Annotated in this window: 17 protein-coding genes; 9 read left to right on the forward strand and 8 right to left on the reverse strand. The window is 67.5% G+C overall.

The annotated features are described in order from the left end of the window. Nucleotides 1–67: 67 nt before the first annotated feature. The 8 genes from cpaB to tldD form a co-directional block, all read right to left on the reverse strand. A complete protein-coding gene (cpaB, locus tag BLQ14_RS07595) occupies nucleotides 68–943 on the reverse strand; it encodes a Flp pilus assembly protein CpaB (RefSeq protein WP_092499806.1) in 876 nt (291 codons plus the stop codon). A gap of 115 nt (nucleotides 944–1058) precedes the next feature. Continuing rightward, nucleotides 1059–1256, reverse strand: coding sequence for a hypothetical protein (locus BLQ14_RS07600; RefSeq protein WP_092499808.1), 198 nt, complete (start codon nucleotides 1254–1256; stop codon nucleotides 1059–1061). Between the two features lie 278 nt (nucleotides 1257–1534). Next, nucleotides 1535–1741, reverse strand: coding sequence for a Flp family type IVb pilin (locus BLQ14_RS07605; protein WP_092499810.1), 207 nt, complete (start codon nucleotides 1739–1741; stop codon nucleotides 1535–1537). A 332-nt stretch (nucleotides 1742–2073) separates the two neighbouring features. Next, nucleotides 2074–2700, reverse strand: a complete 627-nt coding sequence (locus tag BLQ14_RS07610) for a 3-oxoacid CoA-transferase subunit B (RefSeq protein WP_092499812.1) — start codon at nucleotides 2698–2700, stop codon at nucleotides 2074–2076. Between the two features lie 14 nt (nucleotides 2701–2714). Beyond that, entirely contained in the window at nucleotides 2715–3410 is a 696-nt protein-coding gene (locus BLQ14_RS07615; RefSeq protein WP_092499814.1) for a CoA transferase subunit A, read from the reverse strand. Nucleotides 3411–3510: 100 nt separating this feature from the next. Then, nucleotides 3511–6033 carry a type I DNA topoisomerase gene (gene topA, locus BLQ14_RS07620; protein WP_092499816.1) on the reverse strand — a complete coding sequence of 841 codons (2523 nt, stop codon included), beginning with the start codon at nucleotides 6031–6033 and terminating at the stop codon, nucleotides 3511–3513. Nucleotides 6034–6336: 303 nt separating this feature from the next. After that, nucleotides 6337–7668 (reverse strand): DNA-processing protein DprA, encoded by a 1332-nt coding sequence (dprA, locus tag BLQ14_RS07630; protein WP_245657008.1) that lies wholly within the window; start codon nucleotides 7666–7668, stop codon nucleotides 6337–6339. 95 nt (nucleotides 7669–7763) lie between these two features. Next, nucleotides 7764–9239, reverse strand: coding sequence for a metalloprotease TldD (gene tldD, locus BLQ14_RS07635; RefSeq protein ID WP_092499818.1), 1476 nt, complete (start codon nucleotides 9237–9239; stop codon nucleotides 7764–7766). A 250-nt stretch (nucleotides 9240–9489) separates the two neighbouring features. Between tldD and coxB the strand changes: the two genes are divergently transcribed. The 9 genes from coxB to BLQ14_RS07680 all read left to right on the forward strand — a co-directional run bounded on the left by coxB (nucleotide 9490) and on the right by BLQ14_RS07680 (nucleotide 17038). Next, complete coding sequence (gene coxB / locus BLQ14_RS07640; RefSeq protein ID WP_245657030.1) at nucleotides 9490–10320, forward strand: cytochrome c oxidase subunit II; 831 nt, start codon at nucleotides 9490–9492, stop codon at nucleotides 10318–10320. Nucleotides 10321–10366: 46 nt separating this feature from the next. Then, the gene (gene cyoE, locus BLQ14_RS07645) at nucleotides 10367–11320 is read left to right on the forward strand and encodes a heme o synthase (RefSeq protein ID WP_092499822.1); all 954 of its coding nucleotides are present in this window, start codon (nucleotides 10367–10369) and stop codon (nucleotides 11318–11320) included. After that, on the forward strand, nucleotides 11311–11544 hold the full coding sequence (locus BLQ14_RS07650) for a hypothetical protein (protein ID WP_092499824.1): 234 nt from the start codon (nucleotides 11311–11313) through the stop codon (nucleotides 11542–11544). Before cyoE ends, BLQ14_RS07650 begins: the two co-directional genes overlap by 10 nt. Then, nucleotides 11541–12161, forward strand: a complete 621-nt coding sequence (locus BLQ14_RS07655; RefSeq protein WP_281220842.1) for a cytochrome c oxidase assembly protein — start codon at nucleotides 11541–11543, stop codon at nucleotides 12159–12161. Before BLQ14_RS07650 ends, BLQ14_RS07655 begins: the two co-directional genes overlap by 4 nt. A 37-nt stretch (nucleotides 12162–12198) precedes the next feature. Beyond that, entirely contained in the window at nucleotides 12199–13005 is an 807-nt protein-coding gene (locus BLQ14_RS07660) for a cytochrome c oxidase subunit 3 (protein ID WP_092499825.1), read from the forward strand. A 111-nt stretch (nucleotides 13006–13116) separates the two neighbouring features. Continuing rightward, nucleotides 13117–13788: an SURF1 family protein gene (locus BLQ14_RS07665; protein ID WP_092499827.1), complete on the forward strand. Its 672-nt coding sequence runs from the start codon at nucleotides 13117–13119 to the stop codon at nucleotides 13786–13788. Between the two features lie 15 nt (nucleotides 13789–13803). After that, nucleotides 13804–15192 (forward strand): threonine synthase, encoded by a 1389-nt coding sequence (thrC, locus tag BLQ14_RS07670; protein ID WP_092499829.1) that lies wholly within the window; start codon nucleotides 13804–13806, stop codon nucleotides 15190–15192. Next, a complete protein-coding gene (locus tag BLQ14_RS07675; RefSeq protein ID WP_092499831.1) occupies nucleotides 15189–16448 on the forward strand; it encodes a M16 family metallopeptidase in 1260 nt (419 codons plus the stop codon). Before thrC ends, BLQ14_RS07675 begins: the two co-directional genes overlap by 4 nt. Next, complete coding sequence (locus BLQ14_RS07680) at nucleotides 16448–17038, forward strand: GNAT family N-acetyltransferase (RefSeq protein ID WP_092499833.1); 591 nt, start codon at nucleotides 16448–16450, stop codon at nucleotides 17036–17038. Before BLQ14_RS07675 ends, BLQ14_RS07680 begins: the two co-directional genes overlap by 1 nt. Nucleotides 17039–17044: the final 6 nt, after the last annotated feature.

The raw sequence follows: 17044 nt of genomic DNA on the forward strand, positions 1-17044 counted from the left end.
TCCCGCACGGCAAAGCCCCGCCCCCGGTGCGACCGGGAGCGGGGCGGGGCGATTCGCGACTGCCCGATCAGTTCGTGCACGGGATCTCGGTGATGACAACTTCCGACCCGCGTCGCGTGCGGATCGTGCAGACCTCGGGTTCGGTCTCTGCCACGTCCACCTCCTCCACCGGTTCGGGTGCGTCCTCGATGCCGAGAAGCTCGCGCTGATCGATCTCGACGCCGGAGACAACCGTTTCGTCCCGCACCCCGACCAGCGCCAGCGACAGCTTGCCGGTGCTCTGCGCTTGCGCGAGGCGGGCGACCTCCTCGGGGCTGGCCTCCACGGTGACGGTGCGGGCAATGGTGGGGCTTGCGCGATCGCTGTCCGCGATCTGGTCCACCGCGATCAGCCTGATGTTCGAGCCGATCAGCTTGGTGATGCTGCCGCCACGCTCGCCGCCGCTCCGGAGCGGCGGGCGGCCCGTCCAGTAGACGTCAACCCTGTCGCCGGGGCGCAGGAAGCCGGAGACGCCCGTTGCGACATCGACGGAAATCGCGAAGGCACGCTTGCCGGCGCCGAGACGCGAGGCAACCCCGGCATCCTCGCCCGGCTCGGTCATCTTCACCGGCAGCAGCGGCTCGAACTTCTCGATGGCGCGCAATGCGGTGCGCGGGCGTTCGGCGCCTTCGGGAAACAGCGCCTCGAGGTCGGTGAACACGCCCTCGGGCAGGGCGTTTTCGGGCCATTTCACCGCGATCACGTTGTCGGGCGTGATCGGATCGCCGTAGCGCAGGCTCTCCTTGGCGACATACACGTCAACCGTCTTGACGATCTTGGCGCGGGCGGCGCGCTCGCGCTCGAGCTGCGCCTGATACTGGCTGATGTAGCCGTTCGCCATGTAGACCGCGCCGCCGGCGAGCCCGACGCCCAGCAGGAGGACAAGTAGGAATATCGCTCGCATCTGCATGCTCCTCGAAGGTTCCGCGCGGCCGTCTCGTGCGGCCGTCCTGGCAACAGAGTGTTGCCGGGCATTGCGGCAAAATGATGGGCGAGAGAAAGCGGTTCGGTGGCACTGTTCAGTCGACGATGGAACCGTAGGAGATGCTGGCGCGGGACTCCAGCTCACCGCCGGCGGCCGCCGATGCGTCGATCATGCCATCGGCAAGGGTTGCCATGACGGCGAGGCCCAGGGCCACCGTGCCGGCGGCGACGACGATGAATTCGGCGGAAACGCCCGCAGCGTCACTTTCGATGAATTCAAGGAAACTGCTCATCTAATTCCCCTTCGGGCTGTTTGGTGCGCCGATCCCCGCTGCAACACGGGGGAAGCGCTCGTGGTCGCCGCAGACTTGCGTGGTCGCGCTCGGAAGTCTCCGGATCAACTGTGCCCAAATGGGGACAGCGTGTGGCAAGAACGGCTCGCCGAACGATCAGTTTTCTGGAGAGCAAGGGCAAATTTCGGAAACTTTGTTTGCGATGTTGCGAAAACCGAGTAAGGCCGCGCCCATGTGGCGCGGCCCTTTCCGGTGACGCCGGAGAATCCTTCGGCGGATCAGTTGTCGGTGACGGCTTTATATTCGTTCGCCGTCGTCTTGGTCTCAAGTTCGTTTCCGACTTTCACGGCGGTATCGATTACCCCATCAGCCAGCGTGGCCAGAACCGCAATGCCGAGGCCCACGACCGCAGCCGTCACGACCACGAAGTCAACGGTCACCGCACCATCCTCGTCGCGCTTGAAGTTCTTGATGAAGTTGAACATGTTCCTGTCCCTCTGGTTTGCACTTCAGTCTTCACGTCCCTCAACGGCTCCGGGCGTCTGGCCTCGTTCCCGTTTCGGATGAGTGCATTTGGCTCCCGGATTCGGGCAGGAATTTGGCGTCAACGGTTCTTTTTTGGTTTCTGCCGAAAATTCCGTGAAAACTTGATAGTCCATTGATTCAAAACGAGAAAAATTTTCTCTGGCACGCACACGCTGCGCGCCGCCGCCAAGCAGGCCGCCGCAATCAGCCCCAAAAACCGGCCTTCAGACAGGCACGGGCGGAGGCACCCGGCCCCCGCCCGTGTCGATGTCGGCGCGCTGCCCGGCCGTGCTCAGACGATCGTCGCGCGGGTCTTGGCCACCACCTCGTCGCGGGTGACACCGGGCGCAAGCTCGACGATCTGCAGCCCGTGATGGGCGATGTCGAAGACGCCGAGATCGGTGATGATCCGGTCCACCACCTCCTTGCCGGTGAGCGGCAGGGTGCATTCCTTGAGGATCTTCGGCTCGCCCGCCTTGTTGGTGTGGTCCATCACCACCACCACCCGGCGGACGCCCGCGACAAGGTCCATCGCACCCCCCATGCCCTTGACGAGCTTGCCGGGGATCATCCAGTTGGCGAGGTCGCCCTTCTCGGAAACCTCCATGGCGCCCAGAATCGCCATGGCGATCTTGCCGCCGCGAATCATGGCAAATGACGTGGCGCTGTCGAAATAGCAGGTATGCGGCAGCTCGGTGACGGTCTGCTTGCCGGCGTTGATGAGATCGGGGTCGACCTCGTCCTCGGTCGGGAAGGGGCCGATGCCCAGCATCCCGTTTTCCGACTGCAGCGTCACATGGATGCCCTCGGGAATGTAGTTGGCCACCAGCGTCGGGATGCCGATGCCGAGGTTTACATACATTCCGTCCTCGAGCTCCTGCGCGGCGCGGGCCGCCATCTGGTCGCGTGTCCAGGGCATGACGTTTCCTCCTCTCAGGCCGCGCGCACGGTGCGCTGTTCGATGCGCTTCTCGAAGGTGCCCTGCACCAGCCGGTGCACGTAGATGCCGGGCAGGTGCACGTGATCGGGGTCGATCTCGCCGGGCTCGACGATTTCCTCCACCTCCATCACGCAGACCTTGCCGCAGGTCGCCGCGGGCACGTTGAAGTTGCGCGCGGTCTTGCGGAAGATGGCGTTGCCGGTGGTGTCGGCCTTCCAGGCCTTGACGATGGCAAGATCGGCGACGATGGCGCGCTCGAGGATGTAGGTGCGCCCGTCGAACTCCTTGTGCTCCTTGCCCTCGGCAATCACCGTGCCGACGCCCGTGGGCGTGTAGAAGGCGGGAATGCCCGCCCCGCCCGCGCGCATGCGCTCGGCAAGCGTGCCCTGAGGGTTGAATTCCAGTTCCAGCTCGCCGGCGAGGTACTGGCGCATGAATTCGGCATTCTCGCCCACATAGGACGAGATCATCTTCTTGATCTGCCGCGTCTGCAGGAGAAGCCCGAGGCCGAAATCGTCAACGCCGGCGTTGTTGGACGCGACGGTGAGATTCTTCACCCCCGAATCGCGGATCGCGGCGATCAGGTTCTCGGGAATGCCGCACAGGCCGAAGCCTCCGGCGGCGATGAACATGCCGTCAAAGAGCAGCCCCTCGAGGGCCGCGGCGGCGGATGGGTAGACCTTCTGCATGAAGGGGATCCTCCTTGTTCCTCGCCCGTTACATGCGACGAGGGGAAGGGGCCTGTCAATTCGCCGCACCGCGGCAGGGGCCGGAGGAAGGGGCGGCGGCTCAGGCCTTCTTGCCGGCGCGTGCGGGGCGTTTCTTTCCCTTCGTCGCCTTCTCGGCGATGAGCTCCACGGCCATTTCCATGGTCACGGCCTCGGGCTCCACCCCCTTGGGCAGGGTGGCGTTGACCTTCTCCCATTTCACATACGGCCCGTAGCGGCCGCTCATCACGTTCACCGCGCCGCCCTTCTCGGGATGCTCGCCGAGCTCCTTGATGGGCTTTGCCGCCGCCCCGCGCCCGCCACGCGCGGCCTTCTGGGCGAGAAGCTCCACCGCCCGGTTCATGCCGATCTCGAACACCTCGTCGACATCCGCCAGACTGGCATAGGTGCGCCCGTGCCGCACGTAAGGGCCATAGCGGCCGATGCCGGCCTCGACCGGCTCTCCATCTTCGGGATGGGGGCCGATGACGCGCGGCAGGCTGAGGAGCTTCAGCGCCTTTTCCAGCGTCATGTCGGCCGGATCCCAGCCCTTGGGCAGCGAGGCGCGCGGCGGCTTGGGGTTCTCCTCCGTCGCCTCGCCGCGTTGCACGTAAGGCCCGAAGCGCCCCGTCTTCAGCCAGATCGCATCCTCCCCGTCATAGCCGAGAAGCCTGCCCTCCGGCCCAAGGTCGTTCTCCTCCTCCAGCCCCGGCGGACCGAAGGGGCGCGTGTAGCGGCATTCGGGATAGCGCGAGCAGCCGATGAAGGCGCCGCCCGAGCGGGCGGTCTTCAGCGACAGCCGCCCCTCGCCGCAGGCCGGGCACAGGCGCGGATCCTTGCCGTCGGGCCGCGGGGGGTAGAGATGTGGCGCGAGCACCTCGTCGATCTTCTCGAGCACCTCGGAGATGCGCAGATCGGCGGTCTCGTCGAGATGGGCCTTGAACTCGCGCCAGAAGGCGCGCAGCACCTCGTGCCAGTCCCGCAGCCCGGCCGAGATCTCGTCAAGCTCCTCCTCCATCTCGGCGGTGAAGTCGTAGCTGACGAACTTGGCGAAATAGGTGACGAGAAAGGCCGTCACCAGCCGGCCCTTGTCCTCGGGGATCAGCCGGCCCTTCTCCTTGCGCACATACTCGCGCTCCTGAATCGTGGAGACGATCGAGGCGTATGTGGAGGGCCGGCCGATGCCGAGCTCCTCCATGCGCTTGACGAGCGTGGCCTCGGTGTAGCGCGGCGGCGGCTGGGTGAAGTGCTGCTCGGGGGTCACCGTGCGCTTCTCCACGGGCTCGCCGGTGTTGAGCTGGGGCAGGCTGCGGTCGGCTTCCTCCACCGCGTCGTCGTCGCGGCCTTCCTCATAGACCTTCAGAAAGCCGTCAAAGAGCATCACCTGGCCCGTGGCGCGCAGAACGACCTGCCCGTCGGGGCTGGCAATGTCGGCGGTGGTGCGCTCGAGCCGGGCCGAGGCCATCTGGCTTGCCAGCGTGCGCTTCCAGATCAGGTCGTAGAGCTTGCGCTGGTCGGGGTCGGCGATGCGCAGCTTCGAGACATCGCGGCTCATGTCGGTGGGCCGGATGCACTCATGCGCCTCCTGCGCGTTCTTGGCCTTGTTGTGGTAAATGCGGGGCTTTGCCGGCAGATAGTCCTTGCCGTAACGCGCGCCGATCTCCTCGCGCGCCGCGGCGACGGCCTCGGGTGCCATGTCGATGCCGTCGGTGCGCATGTAGGTGATGAGGCCGGCCTCATAGAGCCTTTGCGCGGCATTCATCGTCTGCCGCGCGCCCATGCCGAACTTGCGGCTCGCTTCCTGCTGGAGCGTCGACGTCATGAAGGGGGGCGCGGGGTTGCGGGTGACGGGCTTCGCCTCGACCTCGGACACGGCGAGCGGCCGGCTTTCGACGGCCTTCACGGCAAGCTCGGCGGCGGTGGCATCGGCGATGTCGAAGCGGTCGAGCTTGCGGCCGGCGAGCTGCGTCAGCCGCGCCTCGAATTCCTGGCCGCGCGGAGTGACGAGAACCGCCTTCACCGTCCAGTATTCGCGCGGGACGAAGGCCTCGATCTCCATCTCCCGCTCGACGATGAGCCTGAGCGCCACCGACTGCACCCGCCCCGCCGAACGCGCGCCGGGCAGCTTGCGCCAGAGCACCGGCGAGAGCTTGAAGCCCACGAGATAGTCGAGCGCGCGGCGGGCGAGATAGGCCTCGACAAGAGGCATGTCGATGTCGCGCGGCGCCTTCATCGCCTCGGTGACCGCGCGCTCGGTGATGGCGTTGAACACCACACGCGAGACGGCGGTGTCCTTCTTCAGCGCCCGGCGGGCGCGCAGAACCTCCGTGAGATGCCAGCTGATCGCCTCGCCCTCGCGGTCGGGGTCGGTGGCGAGAATGAGCGCGTTGTCCTCCTTCAGCGCGTCGGCAATCGCCTTCACGTGCTTGCGGCTCTCAGGGTTGATCTCCCACTTCATGGCGAAGTCGTGGTCGGGGTCGACCGAGCCGTCCTTCGCCGGCAGATCGCGCACATGGCCGTAGGAAGCGAGCACCTGATAGCCGCTGCCAAGATACTTGTTGATGGTCTTAGCCTTGGCGGGCGATTCGACGACGACGATGGGCATGGGGCTCCTTGCCTCGGGGCTGGATGCGATTGGGCGCGCACCATGTGGGCGGCAGCCCGGCAATGTCAATGAGCAGTGCTCAGAGGCAGGGCGCCGAAGAGCCACCGAAACGGTTGGCGGCGGGCTCCGCGGCGGCGGGCGCCATGCGGGTCGGGGTCTGTCCGGCGGCACGCTCTTTCCCCCGCTGCCACGGGCGGTCCCGGGCGACCCGCCCGCGCTATTGTGCCGCCGCACAGGCAGCCGCGCCTTCGGTATCGCCGCGCGCTCGCTCCGCCGGATGCCGGCGCAAGGCCCCGGCCGCGTTCAGTCCACCCGGCTCAAAAGGCCGCCCGGCTGGCGTTGGATGCGCCCCTCGAGTTCGAGCGCGACGAGCTCCGGCGTGACGCGCGCGGCGGGGAGGGCGAGGTCGCGTATGAGCTGATCCTCGGCAAGGGGGCTCGGGCCGAGCCGGTCGAGGATGGCGCGGTGGAGCGCGGCGGTTTCGGCGAGGTTGGCCGCCGCGCCGCGCCCCGCTTTCGGGTCATCCGTCCCGGCATCCCCGCCGGCGCCGGCGGAGCGAGGCGCCATCTGCGGCGCGGTGCCGCTCAGTGACGCCTTTGAGCGAGCCGTCGGTTCGGGGCCTGTCGGCATGGCCAGCGTCCGCGCCACGCGCCGCGCGCGCGACCGTGCAAGTGCCGCGCTCTCCTGCTCCCCGACCTGCGCCTGCCTTCCGGGCGTTGCGGAGGCCGGCAAGGGGAGAGCCTGCAGGCCGAGCGCCTCGAGAACGTCGTCGATGCCGCGTACCAGCGTGGCGCCGTCGCGGATCAGCATGTTGCATCCGGCCGCGCGCGCATCAAAGGGATGGCCCGGCACGGCCAGCACCTCGCGCCCCTGATCGAGCGCCCCGCGCGCCGTGATCAGGCTGCCCGATCGCGCTGCCGCCTCGACCACGAGCACCGCCTGCGCGAGGCCCGATATGATGCGGTTGCGCGCCGGAAAGTGCCGGGCGAATGGCTGGTCACCGGGCGGTCGCTCGGAAATGCGCAGCCCGCGCTCGGCAATCTCCTGCGCCAGCGTGGCGTTTTCCGTCGGGTAGATCACATCGACACCGCCGGGCATCACCGCCACGGTTCCGGCTTCGAGCGCCGCCAGATGGGCCGCGGCGTCTATGCCGCGGGCAAGCCCCGAGACAACAACGATGCCCACCTCGCCAAGCCCGGTGGCAAGGCGTCGGGCCATGCGCGCGCCAAGACTCGAGGCGTTGCGCGCGCCCACGAGAGCAACCATCGGGCGACGCAGAAGCTCCTCGCGCCCCATGACCCAGAGAATCGGTGGGGCATCGGGAATGAGCGCGAGAAGGGGGGGGTAGTCGGCAGCGCCGAAGGCAATCGGGCGGGCGCCGGCGCGGCGCCCCCCCTCAAGCTCGGCTTCAGCCTGTTCGCGGCTGCAAGGGGAATAGTCTTTGACCCCGGCGGCGCGCGCCACCTCCGGCAATGCGGCCAGCGCTGCATCCGCCGAGCCATGCTCGGCCATGAGCCGGTGAAAGGTGGTGGCGCCGACGCGCCGCGAGCGCAAGAGACGGAGCCACCACAGCCAATCCTCGTCGCTTCGGGGTGGGGTGAGGGGGTGGGGGGAAGGGACAAAGTCCTCGGCCATGATGATTCCGTCTCTTGCGGGGCCGACATTGCACCGCAGACGGTTAACGGGCCGTGAACGCCCAACCGGAAATTTCCCGGCGGCCCGGCGAGGGCTCAGGTGGCGCTGCCGCCCACCGTGAGCCCGCCGATCAGGATGGTCGGCTGGCCGACGCCCACCGGCACCCACTGCCCGGCCTTGCCGCAATTGCCCATGCCCGGATCGAGCGCCATGTCGTTGCCGATCGCGCGCACGTGGCGCAGCGCGGTGGGGCCGTCGCCGATCAGCGTCGCGCCCTTCACCGGCGCGCCGATCTTGCCGTTCTGCACCCGGTAGGCCTCGGTGCAGGAGAAGACGAACTTGCCGTTGGTGATGTCCACCTGCCCGCCGCCGAAGCCCACGGCGTAGATGCCATCCTTCAGCTCGGCGATGATGTCGGCCGGATCGGCCTCGCCGCCCAGCATGTAGGTGTTGGTCATGCGCGGCATCGGCGGATGCGCAAAGCTCTGGCGCCGGCCGTTGCCGGTGGGCGCGACTCCCATCAGCCGGGCGTTCTGCCGGTCCTGCATGTAGCCCACTAGGATGCCGTCCTCGATGAGCACATTGCGCCCCGAGGGCGTGCCCTCGTCATCGACGGTGAGCGAGCCGCGGCGCTCGGGGATGGTGCCGTCATCAAGCACCGTCACGCCCCTCGCGGCCACCTGCTGACCCATCAACCCGGCGAAGGCCGAGGAGCCCTTGCGGTTGAAATCGCCCTCGAGCCCGTGGCCGATTGCCTCGTGCAGCAGGATGCCGGGCCAGCCAGGGCCGAGCACCACGTCCATCACGCCGGCGGGCGCGGGCACCGATTCGAGGTTGACGAGCGCGATCCTGAGCGCCTCGCGCACCTTGCCCTGCCAGTGCTCGGGCGCCATCAGCCGCGCCAGCCCGAAGCGGCCGCCGCCGCCGGCCGAGCCGGTCTCGCGCCGGCCGTTCTGCTCGACGATCACCGAGACGTTGAGACGCGCCATCGGGCGCACGTCACGCACGGAGATGCCCTCGGGGCGGAGAATCTCCACCTCCTGAAGCGAGGCGGCGATGGTGGCTGACACCTGCACCACCCGCGGGTCGAGGCCGCGGGCGAAGGCATCGATCTCGCGCAGAAGCTCGATCTTGGCGGGAAATGCGGCCTCAGCCATCGGGTCGATCTCGGCATAGAGGCGGCGATTTGTGGCGCGTGGCGGCTCGGCCAGGGTTCCGCCGCCGACGCCCACGGCGAGGCGTGCCGTGGCCACGGCGCGGGAGATGGCCGGCTCGGAGATCTCGGTGGAGTGCGCGTATCCCGCCGTCTCGCCGGCGACGGCCCGCAGGCCGAAGCCCTCCGAGGCGTCGAAACTTGCCGTTTTTACCCGCCCATCGTCGAGGTGGATCATCTCCGAATGGCGCCGCTCGAAAAAGAGCTCGCCGTCGTCGGCACCCGCGACGGCCTCGCGCAAGAGCGCGAGCGCACGTTCGCGATCGACCCGCGACTCGAGCGGGCGGAAGGGGTTGGCGATGCCGGCTTCGGCCGCCGCCTTGCCGGCGACTTCTCGGCTTTGCGTCGTGTCTGGCATTTGTCCTCCGGGAGTTGCGGCCCGCTCGGCTGCGAGCGTCCGAATGCCGCAATCGAAAAGCTTGTTCCTCGCCTCATAATATGGTCTCAAGCGGCCAACCTGCAACGCGGCGTCGGCCGTGCGCGCAACCCGTGCATCGGCCCGGCCGCGGAAAGCTGAATTCGGGAACGGCGGCAGCGGCCGCGCGAATGAACAGGAAGTGGACATGCGAATGACAACCGCTCTGAGGGCTTTCTCCGGCCTCGCGGCCATGGGCAGCACGTTTCTCGCCGCGGGTATTGCGGCGGCGCAGGACCAGTTCGAGGGGCTCGCCTCCATCGGCAAGCCTCAAGACGCGGGAACCGGCTTCCAGCCCGCGGCCACGAAACTCGCGCGCGACCTGCAGTGGCTCGACGGGATGATTCTCGTCATCATCACCGCGATCGTGATCCTGGTGCTGACGCTGCTTGCGTTGGTGATCCTTCGCTACAACAAGCGGATGAACCCCAATCCCGCTCGCTTCACCCACAACACCCCGCTCGAGGTGACCTGGACTGTGGTGCCGATCGGCATCCTCGTCTTCATCGGCGCATTCTCGCTGCCGGTTCTGTTTGAGCAGCAGGAGATCCCCGAGGGCGACATTGTCATCAAGGTCACCGGCTACCAGTGGTACTGGGGCTATGAATATCCCGAGGAGGGGATCGCCTTCGATGCCTTCATGCTCCAGAAGGACGAGCTTGCCGATTACGGCTATTCGGAAGACGAATACCTCCTGGCTGCATCCAATGCGGTCGTGGTGCCGACCGGCAAGAAGATCGTGATGCAGGTCACCGGCGCGGACGTGATTCACAGCTGGACGATTCCGGCCTTCGGCGTGAAGCAGGACGCGGTGCCCGGGCGCCTCGCCGAGCTGTGGTTCGAGGTCGATCCCGGCAATGAGGGTGTCTATTTCGGCCAGTGCTCCGAGCTTTGCGGCAAGGACCACGCCTACATGCCGATCGTGGTGAAGGCGGTGACCGAGGCCGAGTACGAGGCCTGGCTTGCAAAGGCGAAGGAGGAGTTCGCGGCCCTGCCGCCGGCCTACAAGGTGGCGTCGAACTGAAATTGGCCGGGGTCCGGGGGCGTTGCCTCCGGCCGCGGCCGGGAGGATGGCTGACCTCATGACCGATACCAGCGCACGGCAATTCGAGGGCGAGGCCCGCTTCGGCGACTACGTGGCGCTTCTGAAGCCGCGGGTGATGTCGCTTGTGGTCTTCACCGCGCTGGTGGGTCTTCTGGTGGCGCCCGTGCGGCTTCACCCAGTCGAGGCCTTTGCCGCCATCCTCTTCATCGCCATCGGCGCCGGTGCTTCGGGTGCGCTCAACATGTGGTGGGACGCCGATATCGACGCGCGTATGCGCCGCACCGCCAAGCGCCCGATCCCGGCCGGCGTGGTGGAACCGGGCGAGGCGCTGGCCATTGGCGTGGCGCTGTCCGGCCTGGCGGTGGTGATGCTGGGGCTCGCGACAAACCTTCTTGCCGCCGCCCTTCTCGCATTCACCATCTTCTTCTATGCCGTCATCTACACCATGTGGCTGAAGCGCTGGACGCCTCAGAACATCGTCATCGGGGGGGCTGCGGGGGCCTTTCCGCCGATGATCGGCTGGGCTGCGGCGACAGGGAGCATCTCGCTCGAAGCGGTTCTGATGTTCGCGCTCATCTTCATGTGGACGCCGCCGCATTTCTGGGCGCTCGCGCTGTTCACCCGCTCGGACTATGCCGAGGCGGGCGTGCCGATGCTCACCGTCACGCACGGGCGGAGCGTGACGCGGGCCCACATCCTTGCCTACACGCTCGCGCTGGTGCCGGTGGCCCTCGGCCTGGGGCTGACCTCGATCGGCGGGCCGATCTACCTGGCGGTGTCGCTGGCGCTGAATGCGCGATTCGTGCTCGGCGCCTGGCGCATCTGGCGGCGCGAGGAAACGGAGGCCGAGGCCGACGGCTACCGTGCCGAGAAGCTGTTCTTCCGCGACTCTCTTGCCTACCTCTTTCTGCACTTCGGTGCGCTTCTTGCCGAAGCCGGTCTGAGGATGCTCGGCCTAGGGGGGGCGACATGGCTCTGAAGGTCGAACATGAGCTGCACCGACGCCGGCGCGGCCGCAATGTGGGGCTGGCGCTGTTGCTTGCCGGTTTCGTCGTGCTGGTGCTGGCGCTGACGGTGGTCAAGGTGCAGCGCGTGGGCTTCGCCCCGCTGCAGGGATATGACCATGTGGTTCAGCCCACGCTCGTGCCCGCCGCCGAGGGTGGCAGGTCGCTCGATCCCGTCACGCAGGGGAGGGGCAATTGACAAGGTTCTGGCAGCGTCTGGACGGAACGCGCCGCACGCTCGTCGCCACCCTTGCCGTCGTGGTCTTCATGGGCGCGATGGCGTGGGCCGCAGTGCCTTTCTACAACTGGTTCTGTCGGGTCACCGGCTTTGGTGGCACCGTGCTTGTGTCCGAGACCGGGTCGGAGCAGGTGCTTGACCGGACGATGTTGATCCGCTTCGACGCCTCGAAGGAACGTGGCATGCCGTGGGAGTTCCGCCCGTTGCAGACGAGCATGGAGGTGCGCATCGGCGAAACCGGGCTTGCCTTCTACGAGGCCTACAATCCGACGGACCGGCCGGTTGCCGGTAGCGCCAGCTACAATGTCGCGCCCTACGAGGCGGGTGGCTACTTCATCAAGATCGACTGTTTCTGCTTCACCGAGCAGGTGCTGGCGCCGGGCGAGCGCGTGCAGATGCCGGTGACGTTCTATGTCGATCCGGAGATCGTGAATGACCCGGACGCCCGCAGGCTGCGGCACATCACCCTGTCCTACACCTTTCATGAAATCGATCTGCCGGAGGAATATACCCTGCCCGGCAGTGCCGAACAGGCTGCGCTCAGCCCCGAGGACGGGGGCGGAACGGAGCTGAACTAGGAACAACGACAATCGACCCAGCGAGGGATCCGAGACCATGGCGCATGCGAAGAACCACCCCTATCACATCCTGAACCCGTCGATCTGGCCGTTTCTCGGCGCGGTATCGGCCTTCATCATGCTTTTCGGCGCGGTGCGCTGGATGCACGGCATGGGCCCGTGGGTCTTTGCCGTCGGCGCGCTTGGCGTTCTCTACGTCATGTACGGCTGGTGGTCCGACGTCATCCGCGAGGCGCGCGAAGGCGATCACACCCCGGTGGTGCGCCTCGGGCTCCGGATGGGCTTCCTTCTTTTCATCGTCTCCGAGGTGATGTTCTTCGCCGCCTGGTTCTGGACCTTCTTCAAGCACGCCCTCTACCCGATGCATCCCGAGGGGCTGTCGCCGAAGGTCGATGGCGTGTGGCCGCCCGAGGGCATCCAGACTTTTGATCCCTGGCACCTGCCGCTCATCAATACGCTGATCCTGCTGTGCTCGGGCGCGGCCGTCACCTGGGCGCACCACGCGCTGGTGCACGGGAATGACCGCAAGGGGCTGATCAACGGTCTGGCGCTCGGCATCTTCCTTGGCGCCATGTTCACCGTGCTCCAGGCCTATGAATATGCGCACGCCGGCTTCGGCTTTGCCGGCAACATCTATGGCGCCACCTTCTTCATGGCCACCGGCTTTCACGGCGCGCACGTGATCATCGGCACCATCTTCCTGACCGTCTGCCTGATCCGGGCGCTCAAGGGCGACTTCACGCCCGAACAGCATGTCGGTTTCGAGGCCGCGGCCTGGTACTGGCACTTCGTCGATGTGGTGTGGCTGTTCCTCTTCGGGGCCATCTACATCTGGGGCAGCTGAGCCACCGCCGGGGTCAGAGGCTTGATGCCTCCGGCGGGGGTATTTCAGCCAGGATGATGAAAAGGGGGGCGCGGAGCGGTCCGCGCCCCATTGCGTGGGGGCTCATGCATCATGCGGCGCGTGTTTCTGCCGGCGATCTTCGGGCTTGCGGGGGCGGCGGTGCTGCTCTCGCTCGGTTTCTGGCAGTTGCAGCGCCTTGAGTGGAAGCAGGCGCTCCTCGCGGAGATGACCGCCCGCGCCGCTGCCGCCCCGACGGCCGTGCCCGAGGCTCCGGATCCCGAGCGTGACCGGTTTCGTCCGGTACGCGTGCGCGGGCGTTTCACCGGCGCGGAGCTGCATGTGCTGACCTCCATGCGCGGGGCAGGGCCGGGATTTCGGCATGTGGCCGCTTTCGTGACCTCGGACGGGCGGCGGATCATGATCGACCGCGGCTTTGCGCCCGCTTCGGCTGATGTTGCGCCTGCGCAGGGCGAGGCCGAGGTGATCGGCAATCTCGACTGGCCGCGCGAGAGCGACTTCTTCACGCCCGAGCCCGATATCGAGCAGGGGCTGTTCTTTGCCCGCGACGTGACCGCGATGGCCGAGTTTCTTGGCACCGAGCCGCTGCTCGTGGTGGCGCGGCGGGCGGAGCCTGCCGACCCGCGCCTCACGCCGATGCCGGTCGATCCCTCGGCCATCCCGAATGACCATCTGGGCTATGCGATCACCTGGTTCCTGCTCGCGGCTGTCTGGCTGGGGATGACAGGGCTTTGGCTGTGGCGTATCAGGCGGCGCGAAGGCTGAAAAGGGCAGGGCGACATGCGATATATCTCCACCCGCGGCGCGGCACCGGAGCTTGGCTTCGAGGAGGCGATGCTGACCGCGCTTGCGCGCGACGGCGGGCTCTATGTACCGGCCGAGGTGCCGCAACTGTCGGCGGAGGAGATCGCCGCGCTGGCCGGGCGCGCCTATGAGGAAATCGCCTTTCGCGTGATGCGCCCCTTCATTGGCGAGGCGTTTTCCGATGCCGAGCTCGAGGGCGCCATTGCGCGGGCCTATGCAGGCTTCGGCCATGCCGCGCGCGCACCCGTCAAGCAGATCGGGGCGAACCACTTCCTGCTTGAGCTCTTCCACGGGCCGACGCTGGCGTTCAAGGATTTCGCCATGCAGCTCATCGGCCAGCTCTTCCAGCTGGCGCTGAGCCGGCGGGGCGAGCGCGTGACCATCGTCGGCGCCACCTCCGGCGACACCGGCTCGGCCGCCATCGAGGCCTTCCGCGGGCTCGATGCCGTGGATGTGTTCATCCTCTTCCCCGAAGGCCGGGTGAGCGAGGTGCAGCGCCGGCAGATGACCACGCCCGATGATGGCAATGTGCATGCCATCGCCGTGAAGGGCGATTTCGACGACTGCCAGGCGCTGGTGAAGGCGATGTTCAATGACCACGCCTTTCGCGACCGGGTGCATCTTGCCGGGGTCAATTCGATCAACTGGGCGCGGGTGCTGGCGCAGGTGGTCTATTACTTCGCCTCGGCCACCGCGCTGGGCGCCCCGCACCGGCCGGTCAGCTTCACCGTACCCACGGGCAATTTCGGCGACATCTACGCCGGGCACATCGCCCGCCGCATGGGGCTTGAGGTGGAACGGCTCGTGATCGCCACCAACCAGAACGACATTCTCCACCGCACGCTGGCGACGGGTGCGCATGTGAAGGAGGGCGTGCGCCCCTCGATCAGCCCGTCCATGGACATTCAGGTGTCGTCCAACTTCGAGCGCGCGCTGTTCGAGGCGTTGGGGGGCGAGGGGCGCGCGGTGGCCCAGCTGATGGCCGAGCTTGCCGAGCAGGGCGGCTTCACCCTGCCGCAGGGAGCGCTTGAGTGGCTACGGGCGCATTTCGCCTCCGGCCGCGCCTCGGAGGAGGAGACGCTCGACACCATCGCGCGCGTCTTCCGCACGACCGGCGAGGTCATTTGCCCCCACACCGCCGTGGGCGTGAAGGTGGCCGAGGAGCATTTGGGCCGCGCGCCCATGGTGACGCTCGCGACCGCGCACCCGGCGAAGTTTCCCGATGCGGTCGAACGCGCCACCGGCCTGCGCCCCCCTCTTCCCAAGCGCATGGCCGATCTTTATGACCGGCCGGAGCGGGTCACGGTCATTGCCAACGATCTTGCCGCCATTGAGAAGCTGATCGAGGAGCGTCGCGCGCGGTGACGGTGGAACTCACCACGCTTGCCAACGGCTTCCGCATCGTCAGCGAGGCGATGCCGGGGCTGCATTCGACGGCGCTTGGCGTCTGGGTGACGGCCGGCGGGCGCCATGAGGCGCCCGAGGAAAACGGCATTGCCCATTTCCTCGAACACATGGCCTTCAAGGGCACCACGACCCGAAGCGCGCTCGAGATCGCCGAAGCCATCGAGGATGTCGGCGGCTATCTCAACGCCTACACCTCCCGCGAGGTGACGGCCTATTACGCGCGGGTGCTCGAGGGCGATGTCGCGCTGGCGCTCGACGTGATCGCCGACATCCTGCTCAACCCCGTGTTCGATCCGGCCGAGATCGAGGTGGAGCGGGGGGTGATCCTGCAGGAAATCGGGCAGGTCAGCGACACGCCCGACGACCTGGTCTTCGACAAGTTGCAGGAGGTGGCCTATCCGGGGCAGGCGCTGGGAAGGCCGATCCTCGGCACGGCCGAACGGGTGCGCGCCTTCTCGCGCGATGATCTGATGTCGTTCATTGCGCGCCACTATGCGCCTGAGCGCATGATCCTCGCCGCCGCCGGCGCCGTGGATCACGCCGCGCTGGCAAGACAGGCCGAGGCCTCTTTCGGCGCGCTCACCCGCCATGGCCGCGAAGCAGTGGCGCCGGCGCGCTTTGCATGTGGCGAGTGGCGCGAAATCAAGCGGCTTGAGCAGGTGCACCTGGCGCTTGCCTTCGAGGGGCCGGGCTATCGGGCCGATGACTTCTACGCGGCGCAGGTCTATTCCACTGCCATGGGCGGCGGCATGTCATCGCGGCTGTTTCAGGAGGCGCGGGAGAAGCGGGGGCTGTGCTATTCGATCTTCGCCCAGACCGGCGCCTATGCCGATACGGGAATGACGACGATCTACGCCGGCACCAGCGCGAGCGACATCGCCGAGCTCATGGCGCTCACTGCCGACGAGCTGCGCCGCGCGGCCGATGGCATTTCCGAGGCCGAGGTGGCGCGGGCGCGCGCGCAGCTCAAGGCGGGGCTCCTGATGGGGCTCGAAAGCCCTTCGGCGCGGGCCGAGCGGGCAGCACGGATGCTGGCGATTTGGGGCCGGGTGCCGCCGATTTCCGAGACCATCGAGCGAATAGATGCCGTCGATGTGGCCGCCGTGCGCGCCTTCGCGGCAAGGACGGCCGAGGCGTCGGCGGCGATGGCCGTCATCGGCCCGGCCGACGCGGCGCCGCCCCTCGAAGCGCTGCGCGAAAGGCTCGCCGCCTGATGTTCGCTCGCCGCCGGCGCGTCAGGATCGAAACCGAGCGGATGTTCCTGCGTCCGCCCCAGCATGGCGATTATCGCGCCTGGGTGGCGCTCCGGCAGGCGTCGGCGGCGTTTCTCACCCCCTGGGAGCCGAGCTGGGCACCCGACCATCTCTCGCGCCGTGCCTTCACCAACCGCGTCTACTGGGCGAGCCGGTCGATCGCCGCCGAAACGGCACTGCCGCTGTTCCTGTTCCGCCGGGAGGACGAGGTGCTGCTCGGCGCCATCACGCTCGACAACATCCGTCGCGGGCCGGCCCAGGCGGGAACACTCGGCTACTGGATCGGCGCGCCGCACGCGCGGCAGGGCTACATGCGCGAGGCGATCGAGGCGGTGGTGCATCACGCCTTCACCACGCTCGATCTCAGCCGCATCGAGGCTGCCTGCCTCCCCGAGAATGCCGCCTCGCGCGGGGTGCTCGAGAAATGCGGCTTCAAATACGAGGGCGTGGCGCAGAGCTACCTGCAGATCAACGGCCGGTGGCGAAATCACGTGCTCTATGCCAATCTGAGACCCGACCGGCGCGGTCGCACGGAGATCGGCGCAGGCTGAGCGGCG

Origin of the sequence: Meinhardsimonia xiamenensis (genome assembly GCF_900102905.1) — a bacterium.
Classification (GTDB): domain Bacteria; phylum Pseudomonadota; class Alphaproteobacteria; order Rhodobacterales; family Rhodobacteraceae; genus Meinhardsimonia; species Meinhardsimonia xiamenensis.

What these genes read in the sequence shown, in the direction of transcription:
- BLQ14_RS07610 (WP_092499812.1), bottom strand. Translation starts at nt 2,700, where the DNA reads ATGCCCTGGACACGCGACCAGATGGCGGCCCGCGCCGCGCAGGAGCTC.
- cyoE (WP_092499822.1), top strand. Translation starts at nt 10,367, where the DNA reads ATGGCTGACCTCATGACCGATACCAGCGCACGGCAATTCGAGGGCGAG.
- BLQ14_RS07605 (WP_092499810.1), bottom strand. Translation starts at nt 1,741, where the DNA reads ATGTTCAACTTCATCAAGAACTTCAAGCGCGACGAGGATGGTGCGGTG.
- BLQ14_RS07615 (WP_092499814.1), bottom strand. Translation starts at nt 3,410, where the DNA reads ATGCAGAAGGTCTACCCATCCGCCGCCGCGGCCCTCGAGGGGCTGCTC.
- thrC (WP_092499829.1), top strand. Translation starts at nt 13,804, where the DNA reads ATGCGATATATCTCCACCCGCGGCGCGGCACCGGAGCTTGGCTTCGAG.
- dprA (WP_245657008.1), bottom strand. Translation starts at nt 7,668, where the DNA reads ATGGCCGAGGACTTTGTCCCTTCCCCCCACCCCCTCACCCCACCCCGA.
- BLQ14_RS07660 (WP_092499825.1), top strand. Translation starts at nt 12,199, where the DNA reads ATGGCGCATGCGAAGAACCACCCCTATCACATCCTGAACCCGTCGATC.
- BLQ14_RS07665 (WP_092499827.1), top strand. Translation starts at nt 13,117, where the DNA reads ATGCGGCGCGTGTTTCTGCCGGCGATCTTCGGGCTTGCGGGGGCGGCG.
- coxB (WP_245657030.1), top strand. Translation starts at nt 9,490, where the DNA reads ATGGGCAGCACGTTTCTCGCCGCGGGTATTGCGGCGGCGCAGGACCAG.
- cpaB (WP_092499806.1), bottom strand. Translation starts at nt 943, where the DNA reads ATGCGAGCGATATTCCTACTTGTCCTCCTGCTGGGCGTCGGGCTCGCC.
- BLQ14_RS07650 (WP_092499824.1), top strand. Translation starts at nt 11,311, where the DNA reads ATGGCTCTGAAGGTCGAACATGAGCTGCACCGACGCCGGCGCGGCCGC.
- topA (WP_092499816.1), bottom strand. Translation starts at nt 6,033, where the DNA reads ATGCCCATCGTCGTCGTCGAATCGCCCGCCAAGGCTAAGACCATCAAC.
- tldD (WP_092499818.1), bottom strand. Translation starts at nt 9,239, where the DNA reads ATGCCAGACACGACGCAAAGCCGAGAAGTCGCCGGCAAGGCGGCGGCC.
- BLQ14_RS07680 (WP_092499833.1), top strand. Translation starts at nt 16,448, where the DNA reads ATGTTCGCTCGCCGCCGGCGCGTCAGGATCGAAACCGAGCGGATGTTC.
- BLQ14_RS07600 (WP_092499808.1), bottom strand. Translation starts at nt 1,256, where the DNA reads ATGAGCAGTTTCCTTGAATTCATCGAAAGTGACGCTGCGGGCGTTTCC.